The organism is Streptomyces sp. NPDC096311, from assembly GCF_044763085.1.
GTDB lineage: Bacteria > Actinomycetota > Actinomycetes > Streptomycetales > Streptomycetaceae > Streptomyces.
In genome coordinates this window covers 221,113-234,465 of record NZ_JBIWFN010000009.1, presented here as the reverse complement: position 1 = coordinate 234,465, position 13,353 = coordinate 221,113, and the positions used below count along the sequence as shown (strand labels likewise).

The following is a 13,353-nucleotide window of genomic DNA, read 5'->3' as shown; positions in this document are numbered from 1 at the left end:
CAACTAACGCTCCTGCTGGTGAGTGGGGCTGGGGAAGCTGCCGGTCTGGCCGGTACCGGCCTGTCGACCCTGCTGAATGCCCCTACGGAGATTGGTCAGCCGGCCGCGTACGTCATCAGGCGCACGGGAGACCTGCGGACCGGTTTGGTGCTGTTGCTGCTGTGCCGTGCCCGCGACGAGGTTGGCTCGCGGGACGCGGCGCGGCAGGCCTGAGGTGGTGACCCCGCCCGCCGACGGTTGACGGACGCGTTCTGCCTGCCGGACGAGGTCGTCGTTCGGCGAGGTGCGCCAGTTGGCGGAGGCCGGTGCGGCGGCCGGCCGTTGCGGTGGTGCTGTGGGGGTCTGAGGCGGCTGCTGCGCGGGCTGCGAGCCGTTGGTGTGGACGCCGTTGTTCTGGGCGCCGTGGTGAGCTCCGTTGGGGGAGCCGTTCTGGGAGCCGTTCGCCTGACCGTGGAACCAGTTGGTCTCCAGCGTGTCGTACAGCGGCGTACGTCCGTCACCCGGCCCCGTCGCCGGCGGCAGCGCCTCGGGCTCCTGGGGCCGCGTGGGCCGCTGCTGCGGGGGCGCCGGACGCTCGAACTGGCCGGTGGACGAGGGGTCCTGGCGGTTGCCGTAGCCGGGCGTCGCGAACTGGCCGGTCGACGAGGGGTCCTGGCCGTTGCCGTAACCCGGCCGGGCGAACTGGCCGGTGGACGACGGGTCCTGGGAGGCGCCGTAGCCCGGGGTCGCGAACTGGCCCGTGGTCGACGGGTTCGGGGCGGCCGGAGCCGTGCCCGAGGAGCCGTACACGTCGGGGCGGACGAACTGACCGTTGTTCTGCCCGTTGTTCTGCGGCGTGTTCATGCCGGGGCGCGGGGCGTCGAAGTCGGGACGGGGGAACCCCGAGGTGGCTGCGGGACCCTGGCGGTCGTCGATCCGCGGCATCTCCGAGGTCGCCGCCGGGTCCTGCCGGTCGTCGATCCGGGGCATGCGCGAAGTGGAGTCGGGTTCCTCGTGACCGCGCGGGGTGTCGAGGGACGCGCGCGGCACCGGCGGCTGTGCGTTGTCGTCGCTCCAGCTCGGCCGGGACTGCTGCGGGCTGCCACCGGGCAGCTCGGCACGCGGACCACCGCGTCCGGGCAGCTGCGGCCTGCGACGGCCGCCGCCCTTGTTGCCCGCGGGCTGCTGCGGAGGAGTGGCCGCGGGGCCGCTGTTGTCACCGAAGTCGAAGCCCTGGCGGGGCGCGGGTCCGTCGCCGAAGCCTTGGGGGGTACCGGTTCCGGCAGCCTGCAGGCCCTGCGGTCCCTGTCCGAAGGCACCCGCACCGGCCGGGGCCGGCCTGCCCTGGTTGCCGGGACCCTGCGGTCCACGCGCCGCACCCGGGGCACCCGGGCGACCGCCCTGGTTGCTGCCGGGGAGCGCAGCTCGCGGACCCTGACCGGCGCCGACCTGTCCGCGCTGCGGCGGGGCACCGAGCAGACCGCCACCACCGGCGGGGGCACCCGCCCCGAGGGACGGACCGCCACCCTGGCCGCCGCGGCGGGCCGCCGCGACACCGGCCGAGGCCTGTGCGGCGGCCGGACCACCGGAACCGCCCGGACCCGGCTTGCCCGGAGCCTTCTTGCCGCCCTGGGCGACATCGACGGGGAGCATGACGAGCGCGGTGGTGCCACCGGAGTCGGACGGACGCAGCTGGATGCGGATGCCGTGCCGCTGCGACAGACGACCGACCACGAACAGACCCATGCGGCGGGAGACGGAGACGTCCACGGTGGGCGGCGAGGCGAGCCGCTCGTTGATCGCGGCCAGGTCCTCGGGGGAGAGGCCGATACCGGTGTCGTGGATCTCGATCAGCACGCGGCCGTCGGGCAGCGCGTGACCGGTGACCTTGACCTTGGTCTGCGGGGAGGAGAACGAGGTGGCGTTCTCGAGGAGCTCGGCGAGCAGGTGCACGAGGTCGTTGACTACCCGGCCGGCGACCTGCGTCGTCGGGACCGAGGACAGCTCGATGCGCTCGTACTGCTCCACCTCGGAGGCGGCGGCGCGGAGCACGTCGACCAGCGGGACCGGGCGGGTCCAGCGGCGGCCGGGCTCTTCACCGGCGAGAACGAGGAGGTTCTCACCGTTACGGCGCATGCGGGTCGCGAGGTGGTCGAGCTTGAAGAGGGAGGACAGCTGGTCCGGGTCGGCCTCGCGGGACTCCAGCTCGGAGATGAGCGAGAGCTGACGCTGGATGAGGCCCTGGGAGCGGCGCGAGAGGTTGGTGAACATCGCGTTGACGTTGCCTCGCAGGAGGGCCTGCTCGGCGGCCAGTCGTACGGCCTCGCGGTGCACGTCGTCGAAGGCCGCGGCCACCTGGCCGATCTCGTCCCGGGAGTGCACACCGACGGACTCGACGGAGGTGTCGACGTCCTGCGGGTCGGACTCGGAGAGCTGCTTGACCAGCTCGGGCAGGCGGTCCTGGGCGACCTTGGTCGCGGTGTCCTGGAGCCGGCGCAGCGAGCGGATCATGGAGCGGGCCACGACGAAGGCGCCGACCAGCGAGACGCCGAGGACCAGCAGGATCAGCGCACCGGAGATGATCGCTTCCTGCTGGGAGGCGTTCTTCAGCTCACGGGCCTTCTGCTCCATCTGGTTGAGCAGCGTCAGCTCGATCTTCGACATCTGCTCGATCTTGGCCGTGTCGTCGTCGACCCAGTCCCTGTACGAGCGCTGGTCCTGGGTCCGCAGACCGCCCGTCGAGCCGAGCACGCGGTTGGCGTACGCGTCGGCCGACTGGATGGTCGGGTTGCCCTGGTCGATCGGCTTGGTGAGGTCTTCCGCCCCGGAGCCGTAGATGCTCGCGAAGCTGGTGCGCTCGGAGGCCTCGCTGTCCTGCGCGGAGTTCGCGTACAGCCGGTCGTTCTCGGAGAGGGTGCCGAAGGTGGTGTTGTTCGCGGGCAGCGCGGCGGCGATGACGGCGCGCTGGACGGAGGCGTACTCCTTGGCCGAGGAGAAGGCCGACAGGGCGCGGGTGCGCGAGATCATCTCCGGGTTGCTGGTCGCCTCGGCCATGTCCTGGGAGAGGCCGATCAGCTGGGTGATGAGGCGGTGGTACCCGTCGACCGTCTGCGAGGAGTTCTTGGAGTCGCTGTAGGCGCCGTTGCGGATGGTGCTCAGCTTGTTCAGCTCGCCGGCGATGGCCACGAGGCTGTCACGGACACCGGTGAGCTGTCCGTTCGCGCTGGCGGTGTCGATCTCCTGCGTGCCCTGGATGAACTGCTGCTTGGCGACGTCCGTCGCGTCGCGGACACCCTTGACCGTGATGTCGTTGGGCTTCGCGCCGTGCGCGAGCGGGCCGGCCGACTGGTCGCGCTCCTTCTGGAGGGCGGCGGCGAGCTCGGTCGCCTGCTGGGTCATGTCGGTCAGCAGCTTCATGTTGTCGAGCTGCTGGATGTCGTCCATCGACTGGTTGATGCGCAGGGCACCCAGGGTGGTGGCGGCGACCACGGGGAGCGCGAGCAGCGACACCAGACGCGTGGAGATGCGCCAGTTGCGCAGAGCTATTCGGGGGCCGGGGCCGGGGGGACCCTGCGGCTTCGCGGGTGGTTGGTCGGGAGTCGTCGCGCCGGGGCGCGCGGAGCGCTCACCGCCGCCGAGCTCTGATTGTCCCGGGTTCTGGGCGTGCTGGGGCGAGGAACCGCGGTCGGTCCCGCCGTGCGGCTCCGGCTCCGCCGAAGCGCTGCCATCCCTCTTGAAACGTCCCTGCACTAGCGTCGCAACCTCTGGACCAGGCGCCCCTCCGCGAAAACGGCGGGACGGTGTCGGCGTCGTTCAGGGGCGCAGATACGCCCCCAGGTGTGGTCGTGAGTGACCGGCGCTGCTCCCCCTTCCCGCCGCCACCCGGCGCTGAGTCGCGCCCCCTGTGCGCCGGTTGGATCCCGCGGCGGTCCGTGGAATTCCAGCACAGTGCAGGATCTCCAACAAGGCCCATGTACCAGGCTGTGACCACCGTGACAGCTTGTGAGGGATGCGTTACGAGACGTAGAAAGTGATCTCATACATAAGGGGCGTATGCCTACGAGCCATGGGCGCGCGAGGGGTGTCCCAGTCGCGATGATCAGGAGCGGAATGTTGGGTTCAGTAGAGCAATGTCCGTTTCGTCGCGACGAGTTGGCGGCCTGAATTGACCGGTTTGCCTGCTAGTAAGTGAGGAAACTCACATGGCGATCATGCGGTCTTCACGGCTCCGACCGGGAATTGCATGTTTAGCCTGACGCTTTACAGGGATGGCAAATCCGACAACCCGCGCCGACCAGGCGGTCCTTGACCTCCCGCGGCGCCCACCACCACGAGGTCTAGGACAACAGTGAAGACGACGATGATGTTCCGCAACATAGCCAACCCGCGACGCACCACGCTGGCGCACCTCGAGGACGCCGACGCGCTGCAGACGCCGGAGCAGCCGGAGCACTCGGTCGACCTCCCCGCCCAGACCGCCAACCCCCGCCGCACCATCCTGATGGAAGCCCCGGTCACGGCCGCCGCCGAGTAGTACGCACGCGGAGCGCCGCCGACTCACCGCGGCGACGGACGGCCGCCACCCACGGCGTGCGGCCGCCATCCACGGCGTGCGGCCGCCATCCACGGCGTGCGGCCGCCATCCACGGCGTGCGGCCGACCGGCAAGGCGGCTGACCGCCGGGCACCACCCGCGCATCGCGGTTCTCCGGCACACGCGGCCGAGGGGCGATGTCACCCGCGGCCGAAGGCCGGTGTCACACGCGGCTTGCGGCCCACCGGCAGCGCGGCCAGGGGCCGACCGCCACCCGGTCGACGGCCGCCCGCTCCATGTCGTCGGGGGGCCGATGTCGCACACGGCTTGCGGCCCACCGGCGGATATACGCGAGGCTCGCCCCCCTCCCCGCGTTAGCCTGGAGCGTCAGACTCCAGCCAGCTCAGTGAGGGGCGCAAGGATCCCGTGCGCATCGCCAGGTTCTCCATCGACGGCAACGTCGCTTTCGGCGCGGTCGAGGGCGACAAGCCGGACGAGCTCGTCCTCGACATCATCAAGGGCATTCCGTTCGCGGACTTCGAGCTCTCCGGTACGAAGGTCCCGCTGAGCAAGGTGCGGCTGCTGCCGCCGGTGCTCCCCAACAAGGTCGTGGCCTTCGGCCGCAACTACGCGGAGCACGCGAAGGAACTCGGCAACGAGGTGCCCGACGCCCCGTTCGCCTTCTTCAAGCCGTCGACCTCGGTGATCGGCCCCGGCGACGAGATCCAGTACCCCTCCTTCTCCAGCGAGCTGCACCACGAGGCCGAGCTCGCCGTGGTCATCGGCCGCATGTGCCGCGAGGTCCCGCGCGAGCGCGTCAAGGACGTCATCCTCGGTTACACCTGCGCCAACGACGTCACCGCGCGCGACGTCCAGAAGCGCGAGAAGCAGTGGGCCCGGGCCAAGGGCTTCGACAATTCCTGCCCGCTCGGCCCCTGGGTGGAGACGGACCTCGACCTCGCCGCGATCGCCGAGGGCATCACGATCCAGTGCACGGTCAACGGCGCGCAGCGCCAGCTCGGCCGCACCAGCGAGATGATCCACTCCATCGAGGACCTGATCGTCAACATCACCGAGGCCATGACGCTGCTCCCCGGCGACGTGATCCTCACCGGCACCCCGGCTGGGGTCGGTCCCCTGAACGTCGGCGACGAGGTCGCCGTCACCATCGAAGGCATCGGCACTCTCACCAACAAGGTGATCAAGCGTGGCTAACGCGAACTCCCCCAAGTCCTCGACTCCGCTCGGACAGGGGGTGCCCCCACGCGTACGTTTCTGTCCGTCCCCGACCGGCAACCCCCACGTGGGCCTGGTCCGCACCGCCCTGTTCAACTGGGCGTTCGCCCGGCACAACGAAGGCAGCGGAGCCAAATTCGTATTCCGCATCGAGGACACCGACGCGGCCCGCGACTCCGAGGAGTCGTACAACCAGCTGCTCGACTCGATGCGCTGGCTGGGCTTCGACTGGGACGAGGGCCCGGAGATCGGCGGCCCGCACGCGCCGTACCGCCAGTCGCAGCGCATGGACATCTACAAGGATGTCGCCCAGAAGCTGCTGGACGCAGGCCACGCGTACCGCTGCTACTGCTCCACCGAGGAGCTGGACGCCCGCCGCGAGGCCGCCCGCGCCGCCGGCAAGCCCTCCGGCTACGACGGCCACTGCCGCGACCTCACCGACGAGCAGACGGCCGCCTACGTGGCCGAGGGCCGCACGCCCATCGTCCGCTTCCGGATGCCCGACGAGGCGATCACCTTCACGGACCTGGTCCGCGGCGAGATCACCTACCTCCCGGAGAACGTTCCGGACTACGGCATCGTCCGGGCGAACGGCGCACCGCTCTACACGCTGGTCAACCCGGTCGACGACGCCCTGATGGAGATCACCCACGTCCTGCGCGGTGAGGACCTGCTCTCCTCCACCCCGCGGCAGATCGCCCTCTACAAGGCGCTGATCGAGCTGGGCGTGGCCAAGGAGACCCCCGCCTTCGGCCACCTGCCGTACGTCATGGGCGAGGGCAACAAGAAGCTCTCCAAGCGCGACCCGGAGTCCTCGCTCAACCTCTACAGGGAGCGCGGTTTCCTCCCCGAGGGTCTGCTGAACTACCTCTCCCTGCTCGGCTGGTCGCTCTCGGCGGACCGCGACATCTTCTCCATCGACGAGATGGTCGCCGCCTTCGACGTCACGGACGTGAACCCGAACCCGGCCCGCTTCGATCTGAAGAAGTGCGAGGCGATCAACGCCGACCACATCCGCCTGCTCGACGTGAAGGACTTCACCGAGCGCTGCGCCCCCTGGCTGCGAGCCCCGTTCGCCCCCTGGGCCCCGGAGGACTTCGACGAGGCGAAGTGGCAGGCGATCGCCCCGCACGCCCAGTCGCGGATGAAGGTCCTCTCCGAGATCACGGACAACGTCGACTTCCTGTTCCTGCCGGAGCCGGCCGTCGACGAGGCCTCCTGGACGAAGGCCATGAAGGAGGGCAGCGACGCCCTGCTCCGCACGGCCCGCGAGAAGCTGGACGCCGCCGACTGGTCCTCCCCGGAGTCCCTCAAGGAGGCCGTCCTGGCCGCCGGTGAGGAGCACGGCCTCAAGCTCGGCAAGGCCCAGGCACCGGTCCGTGTCGCCGTCACCGGCCGCACCGTGGGCCTGCCGCTCTTCGAGTCCCTGGAGATCCTGGGCAAGGAGAAGACCCTGGCCCGCGTCGACGCCGCACTGGAGCGGCTCACCGCATAGGCACATGGTGTACGCACAGGGGGGCGGTGTCCGGTTCGGACGCCGCCCCCCTGGTGTGCGCCGATCCGTCACCCGGAGTTCACCATTTCCGTCAACTCCCGCTCTGGCGGAGCAGTTGTATGTCCCCCGTGCTCATGATGCGTCTGTGCACCATGTCTCAGGGGAGGGGAACGTGACCCGTTCACGAAGACTTGCCGCAGTGGCCCTCAGTGGGGTCGTGGCCCTGTCGTGCGCCGTGCTCACCACGCCCGCGCACGCCGCGCCGAGTGTCGACACACCCGTGGCCACCGTCCAGCTGAGCAGCACGCTGCCGACCGAGATCGACTACACCTGGGCGGGATCCTCCGGGTTCCGCTACCGGCTGCCCGAGAGCTCGGGAACGCTCCAGTGGGCCGACTACCCGGGTGTCACGCCGCCTGCGCACGCGGGCCCGGACGACCTGACCAGCGGCACCGACGTCATCACCAGCGTCTCCGGCGCCACCGTGACCCAGCAGCACCGCTCCACCGGCGTGAGCGCCACGGTCACCGTCCCGTCCGGCCAGACGTACCGGGCCGCCTCCGGCTGGAGCGTGCTCACCCAGGACGCCGCGGGCGCCCCGCACGTGCTGCGTGCCGCCGCCGACGGCACCACCACCGATCTTCCGGTGACCGGGCTCCCCGACGCTGCCCAGCTGACCGGCACTTTCGTCACCGGCGGCTCGGTGCGCCGCCTCGCCGTCGTCTACACCCTCGACGGCGCCACCGACGTGGGGCTCGTGGACCTCGCGGACGGGACCTTCCGTACGTACCTCACCGGCGTCGGCAACGCGCCCCGGATCGTCTTCAACGACCGCTGGGTGGTCAACGGCACCAAGGCGATCCGCGTGGACTCCGCCCCCGGTACCGCCCCCAGCACCATCACGGCGTCTTTCCTGGGCGAGGCGCAGGCCGTGGTCGGCGACCAACTCCTCACCGGCAACGCGATGTTCCTGCCCGGCGGCGCCACCCCCGAACTCACGGCCGTCTCGCTCACCGACAACACGGCCCACACCCTGCTCGCCAACTCCAAGGGCTCCTTCCTGGCCACCCCGGACGGCGGCGCCCTTGCCACCGCAGGACCGTCGAGCGTCGACTGGCATGTGTACCGGGTCACCCCCGCCGGGGACGGCTCCGCCACCACCGAGAAGGCGCTCGACCTGCCCGCCGCGCAGGCCGCGCTGGACGGCATGACGCTCGCCGGGGGCGAGCTGCTGATGTACGGCAACACGACGCACACCGGCGGCATCTACGGCTTCTACGGCATCCCGCTGGACACCGCCGGCAGGTCCACCGGCCTGCAGTCCCGTCACGGCCCGACACTCCAGGGCTCGACCTGCCCGGGCGGCGACGCCGCGTGCCCGCAGCTCGAAGCGCTGGGCGACGGCCGGGTGGCCTACCTCTGGACCGACGCCCAGGGCGAGGAGCATGTCCTGGCCGTCGGGCTCGACGCGACGACCATCGCCGACGAGCCCACCGGCGACGCGGGCGGCCGCATCGGCACCGGCACCGGGCGCTACGTCCTCTACAACGGCGGCACCCCCGGCAGCCAGCGGGTCGCCGACTTCCCGCGCGGCGCCACCGCCGGCGGGACCGCGCTCGACCGCACCCGCACCGCAGCCGCGGTCTGGGGCCAGCGCCTGTGGACCCCCGGCAGTACTCAGGGCACCGTCGTGGCGTACGACCTCAAGGCCAAGAAGAACGTCGCCACCGTCGACACCGGGGCCCCCTGCACGCCCAGCGAGCTCCAGGCCGTCAACGCCTGGCTGTACTGGAGCTGCGGCTCGGCCGGCCCCGCGGGCGTCTACGACCGTGCCGCGAACCGCGCCATCACCGTTCCGTCCGGGCAGGCCCGCCTCGCCGACGGCTATCTCGTCCGTGAGAACCGCACCACGCACGAGCTGCTGCTCACCGACTTCCACACCGGCACGGCGACCACCCGGACCGTGGCCGTGCTGCCCACCGCGGACCAGAACACCGGCGGCAGCACCGGCCGCTGGGCGGTCGACCGGTTCGGCGGCAACGTCGCCTACCTCACGGACAGGCGTCAGGTGGCGATCGTCACGGCGGGCGTGCCGACCTCGGCGCTCGCCCAGATGGAGGCACAGACCGACCCGCAGCCGGGCGGCCCCACCACCGCGAACCCCTGGCGGCCCGTGTGGCAGCTGAACAAGCCCTCGACATGGCGGCTGACCCTGAGCAACGCCTCCGGCACCGTCGTGCGCACCCTTACCGGCGCCTCCACCGCCGCCGCGGTCCGCCCCGCCTGGGACGCCCGTACGGACTCCGGCACTTTCGTTCCGCCCGGTACCTACACCTGGAAGCTGACCGCCGAGCCGCGCGACGGCCAGGGGCCGGCCCTCGCCCTGACCGGTACGACCACTGCCGGCTGAGGGACAGCCACCCGCGCCCGGGGATACGGTCGGTGCATGAGCATCGACGCGGTGGTCTGGGACATCGACGACACGATCTTCGATTACACGGCCGCGGACCGGGCGGGCATGCGGAACCATCTGGCGGCCGAGGGCCTGCTCGGCGGCGCGTCCGTCGAGCAGGCCCTCGCGCGCTGGCGCGAGGTCACCGACGCGCAGTGGGCGCGGTTCTCGGCGGGTGAGACGGACTGGCAGGGCCAGCGCAGGGAACGCGTCAGGGTGTTCCTGGAGGAGCCGCTGAGCGACACCGAGGCCGACGCCTGGTTCGACCGTTACATCACACACTACGAGTCCGCCTGGAGCCTTTTCCCGGACGTCCTGCCCGTCCTGGACAGCCTCGTCGCCAGCCACCGGCACGCGGTCCTGTCCAACTCCAGCCTCCTCGTGCAGGACCGCAAGCTGCGGGTCCTCGGTGTGCACGACCGCTTCGAGGCGATCCTGTGCGCCGCCGAGCTCGGCGTCTCCAAGCCCGCCGCGGCCGCCTTCCACGCGGCCTGCGAAGCCCTGGAACTGCCGCCGCACCGGGTCGCCTACGTCGGTGACCACCCGGAGATCGACGGACGGGGCGCCGCCGAGGCCGGCCTGCTCTCCGTCTGGATCGACCGGGACGGCACTCGCACCGCCGCAGGCGGTCCACCCATGGGTCCGCACCGGATCGCCTCGCTGGCCGAACTCCCCGCGATCCTCGGCGTCGATACCCGTTTTGGAGCGCCGTCCACCTTCAGGTAATGTTCTTCCTGCGCCACCGAGTGCGGGCCGAAGGGCCGGGACTCGGAGGCGCTAGCTAAAACAAGATCCCCGCAAGGGATTGAGTTTCAGTGGCCTATGGTGTAATTGGCAGCACGACGGTTTCTGGTTCCGTTAGTCTAGGTTCGAGTCCTGGTAGGCCAGCTCGCAGAGCTCATCTGCAAACGCGGAGATCAACTCCGCAACGCCCCCGTTGTGTAGCGGCCTAGCACGCTGCCCTCTCACGGCAGTAGCGCCGGTTCGAATCCGGTCGGGGGTACAGATCCTTCCCAGGAAGACAGTCCGGGTCGCACCCGCTGTCTCTCATGCAGGATCGCTAGGGCCCCCGTTGTGTAGCGGCCTAGCACGCTGCCCTCTCACGGCAGTAGCGCCGGTTCGAATCCGGTCGGGGGTACTGGTCTAAACCATTTATGGTCTAAACCACCATGGGCTATGGTGTAATTGGCAACACTCCGGTTTCTGGTACCGTCATTCTAGGTTCGAGTCCTGGTAGCCCAGCTCGGATCTGCGGAAACGCAAGATCCAAGGCCCCCGTTGTGTAGCGGCCTAGCACGCCGCCCTCTCAAGGCGGTAGCGCCGGTTCGAATCCGGTCGGGGGTACAGAGTCCTACGGGCCTCCACTTCGGTGGGGGCCCGTAGGCGTTTCCGAGCCGGCCCGCGCGCCGTCGTACGGCCCGACGCGCCCGGCCCGTACGACCGCTCACTCGATGCCGTACCGCCGCGCCGACTCCTGCTCCTGCGCCAGCCGGTGCAGCGCCCGCAGCACCGGCTCGAAGAGCACGGCCGAGGCGACCGCAGTCTCCACCCGCTCCGCGTCGGATGTGTGTGTCTCCAGGTAGTCCAGGTCCCGCATCGCCACCTGGTGCATCAACTCCGCGTACGGCGCGAGGAGTTCGGCGTCCCAGGAATAGCCGAGCCGGATCAGCGTGGCCACCGCCGCCACCAGCGAACGGTGCACGGGGGAGAGGGGCGCGAGCTCCCGTGCGGTCTCCCAGCCCAGGTCCGCCAGTAGTTGGTCCACCTCGCGGCGTGCGGACCGGACGGCCGGGTCCTGATCGTCGGGTTCGGGCTCCTGTGGCAGCGCCCACAGGGCCGCGCCGAGCCGGATCGTCCGGCCCAGGGACTCGTCGTCGACGTGTCCGAGAATCTCCCGGGCCGTGGCCACCGGCACCCGGCCCACCTGGATCAGTGCCCGCACCAGCCGCAGCCGGCGCAGATGGCTCTCGTCGTAGTCCGCCGTCGTCGTGTTGACCTGGCGCCCGGGAGTCAACAGCCCTTCCCGCAGGTAGTACTTGATCGTCGCGGTGGACACCCCGCTCCGCTCGCTCAACTCCGACAGCCGCATCTCTTGCGCCCTTCCTTGGGTGGCGGCACTATCCAAGCATGGCGCCATTGGATAGCGCCGCTCGCCAATGGAGGGGGACGAGATGTCCGGTACCCGGGTGACCGCAGGCCGTACCACCGCAGCAGCCCAGGGGGACGTGGTCGTCCTGCTGATCGGCATGCGCGTCAACCACTTCTGGGCGGTGCACCAGTGGGTACCGGTGTTCTTCGCCATGCTGCGCATGGTGCGGGACCTGGAGAAGGACGGCAGCCGAGGTCTGCTCGGCCGCGTTCTGCTGACGGCGTCACCACGGACGTACTACGTCGTCCAGTACTGGGAGTCCAAGGAGAAGCTGTACGCGTACGCGTCGGCGCCCGACATGTTCCATCACAAGGTGTGGGCGATCATCAACCGCAAGGAACGGGCGGGGAAGGTGCGCCAGCACGTGGGGATCTGGCACGAGGCGTATGTGGTGCCGGAAGGGTCGTACGAGTCGATCTACGCGGACATGCCGCCCTTCGGGCTCGCGGCCGCGTACGGGGCGTTGCCCGTGGAGAAGCGGGGGCGGCGGGCGGCGGACCGGTTCGCTCATCGGTCGCCCAAGGCGGGAGCGGAGGCCGGGGGAGTGGCGGGTTGACCGGATGGTGAGGGCCCGCTGCGGCTGATTGAGCGGCTCCCCGCGCCCCTGGGGGGTGACGGTCGATCGGGCTGTGCGGGGACGAGAGGAGAGGTGTTCGGGGGATGAGCCTGCCGCGGCGTTGAGGCCGGCTCGTCCCCCGGTGTCGTACTGGACCGGTGTCGTGCTGGAGGTGTCGCTCAGCCGCCCGTGCGGCGGAGGGCCTCGGAGAGGCGGGCGGCGGCGTCGATGACCGCCTGGGCGTGCATACGGCCAGGGTGTCGGGTCAGGCGCTCGATCGGACCGGAGACCGAGACGGCGGCGACCACCCGGTTCGAGGGTCCGCGCACCGGCGCGGAGACCGACGCGACCCCCGGCTCGCGCTCGCCGATCGACTGGGCCCAGCCCCGGCGCCGTACGCCCGAGAGCGCCGTGGCGGTGAAGCGGGCGCCCTGGAGACCGCGGTGCAGACGCTCCGGCTCCTCCCAGGCCATCAGGATCTGCGCCGAGGAACCGGCCTTCATCGTGAGCGTCGAACCGACCGGGACCGTGTCCCGAAGGCCGGACAGGCGCTCGGCCGCGGCGACGCAGATGCGCATGTCGCCCTGGCGGCGGTAGAGCTGGGCGCTCTCGCCCGTGACGTCGCGCAGGTGCGTGAGCACCGGGCCGGCCGTCGCGAGGAGACGATCCTCGCCCGCGGCCGCGGCCAGCTCGGCGAGGCGGGGGCCGAGAATGAAACGGCCCTGCATGTCACGCGCCACCATGCGGTGGTGTTCAAGTGCCACGGCGAGGCGATGTGCCGTGGGTCGTGCCAGTCCGGTCGCCGCGACCAGTCCCGCGAGGGTGGCCGGACCGGACTCCAGAGCGCTCAGGACAAGGGCTGCCTTGTCCAGAACGCCGACGCCGCTACTGTTGTCCATGCAACGATACTCGCGTCTCACTCTGTGAAACGCAAGTTCAATTTTCGGTGGAAC

At 70.6% G+C, this 13,353-nt stretch carries 9 protein-coding genes and 5 tRNA genes; 11 read left to right on the top strand and 3 right to left on the bottom strand.

The annotated features are described in order from the left end of the window. Nucleotides 1–3: 3 nt before the first annotated feature. Nucleotides 4–3,729: a nitrate- and nitrite sensing domain-containing protein gene (locus ACIRA5_RS24030; protein WP_403693588.1), complete on the bottom strand. Its 3,726-nt coding sequence runs from the start codon at nucleotides 3,727–3,729 to the stop codon at nucleotides 4–6. Between the two features lie 598 nt (nucleotides 3,730–4,327). On the opposite strand from ACIRA5_RS24030, the gene ACIRA5_RS24025 reads away from it, so the two are divergent. The 10 genes from ACIRA5_RS24025 to ACIRA5_RS23980 all read left to right on the top strand — a co-directional run bounded on the left by ACIRA5_RS24025 (nucleotide 4,328) and on the right by ACIRA5_RS23980 (nucleotide 11,039). Further along, on the top strand, nucleotides 4,328–4,513 hold the full coding sequence (locus ACIRA5_RS24025) for a hypothetical protein (RefSeq protein ID WP_352047765.1): 186 nt from the start codon (nucleotides 4,328–4,330) through the stop codon (nucleotides 4,511–4,513). Nucleotides 4,514–4,938: 425 nt separating this feature from the next. Beyond that, the gene (locus ACIRA5_RS24020) at nucleotides 4,939–5,727 is read left to right on the top strand and encodes a fumarylacetoacetate hydrolase family protein (protein ID WP_403693587.1); all 789 of its coding nucleotides are present in this window, start codon (nucleotides 4,939–4,941) and stop codon (nucleotides 5,725–5,727) included. Next, nucleotides 5,720–7,243: a glutamate--tRNA ligase gene (gene gltX / locus ACIRA5_RS24015; RefSeq protein WP_403693586.1), complete on the top strand. Its 1,524-nt coding sequence runs from the start codon at nucleotides 5,720–5,722 to the stop codon at nucleotides 7,241–7,243. Before ACIRA5_RS24020 ends, gltX begins: the two co-directional genes overlap by 8 nt. A gap of 172 nt (nucleotides 7,244–7,415) precedes the next feature. Next, nucleotides 7,416–9,653: a FlgD immunoglobulin-like domain containing protein gene (locus ACIRA5_RS24010; RefSeq protein ID WP_403693585.1), complete on the top strand. Its 2,238-nt coding sequence runs from the start codon at nucleotides 7,416–7,418 to the stop codon at nucleotides 9,651–9,653. A gap of 36 nt (nucleotides 9,654–9,689) precedes the next feature. Then, nucleotides 9,690–10,421: an HAD family hydrolase gene (locus ACIRA5_RS24005; RefSeq protein WP_403693584.1), complete on the top strand. Its 732-nt coding sequence runs from the start codon at nucleotides 9,690–9,692 to the stop codon at nucleotides 10,419–10,421. 90 nt (nucleotides 10,422–10,511) lie between these two features. Continuing rightward, nucleotides 10,512–10,583, top strand: a tRNA-Gln gene (locus ACIRA5_RS24000). A gap of 42 nt (nucleotides 10,584–10,625) precedes the next feature. Further along, nucleotides 10,626–10,698, top strand: a tRNA-Glu gene (locus ACIRA5_RS23995). 62 nt (nucleotides 10,699–10,760) lie between these two features. Continuing rightward, nucleotides 10,761–10,833, top strand: a tRNA-Glu gene (locus ACIRA5_RS23990). A 32-nt stretch (nucleotides 10,834–10,865) separates the two neighbouring features. Then, nucleotides 10,866–10,937: transfer RNA gene (locus ACIRA5_RS23985), tRNA-Gln, on the top strand. A gap of 29 nt (nucleotides 10,938–10,966) precedes the next feature. Then, nucleotides 10,967–11,039, top strand: a tRNA-Glu gene (locus ACIRA5_RS23980). A gap of 100 nt (nucleotides 11,040–11,139) precedes the next feature. Here ACIRA5_RS23980 and ACIRA5_RS23975 read toward each other — a convergent pair. Continuing rightward, on the bottom strand, nucleotides 11,140–11,784 hold the full coding sequence (locus ACIRA5_RS23975) for a MerR family transcriptional regulator (protein WP_388119207.1): 645 nt from the start codon (nucleotides 11,782–11,784) through the stop codon (nucleotides 11,140–11,142). Between the two features lie 82 nt (nucleotides 11,785–11,866). Between ACIRA5_RS23975 and ACIRA5_RS23970 the strand changes: the two genes are divergently transcribed. Then, the gene (locus ACIRA5_RS23970) at nucleotides 11,867–12,400 is read left to right on the top strand and encodes a DUF4188 domain-containing protein (RefSeq protein ID WP_403693583.1); all 534 of its coding nucleotides are present in this window, start codon (nucleotides 11,867–11,869) and stop codon (nucleotides 12,398–12,400) included. A 179-nt stretch (nucleotides 12,401–12,579) separates the two neighbouring features. Here ACIRA5_RS23970 and ndgR read toward each other — a convergent pair whose 3' ends face one another. Continuing rightward, complete coding sequence (ndgR, locus tag ACIRA5_RS23965) at nucleotides 12,580–13,299, bottom strand: IclR family transcriptional regulator NdgR (RefSeq protein ID WP_352047772.1); 720 nt, start codon at nucleotides 13,297–13,299, stop codon at nucleotides 12,580–12,582. Between the last annotated feature and the right edge of the window lie 54 nt (nucleotides 13,300–13,353).

Bases quoted from the DNA above. Each gene is read 5' to 3' on its own strand.
- ACIRA5_RS23970 (WP_403693583.1), top strand. From the start codon at position 11,867: ATGTCCGGTACCCGGGTGACCGCAGGCCGTACCACCGCAGCAGCCCAG.
- ACIRA5_RS24005 (WP_403693584.1), top strand. From the start codon at position 9,690: ATGAGCATCGACGCGGTGGTCTGGGACATCGACGACACGATCTTCGAT.
- ndgR (WP_352047772.1), bottom strand. From the start codon at position 13,299: ATGGACAACAGTAGCGGCGTCGGCGTTCTGGACAAGGCAGCCCTTGTC.
- ACIRA5_RS23975 (WP_388119207.1), bottom strand. From the start codon at position 11,784: ATGCGGCTGTCGGAGTTGAGCGAGCGGAGCGGGGTGTCCACCGCGACG.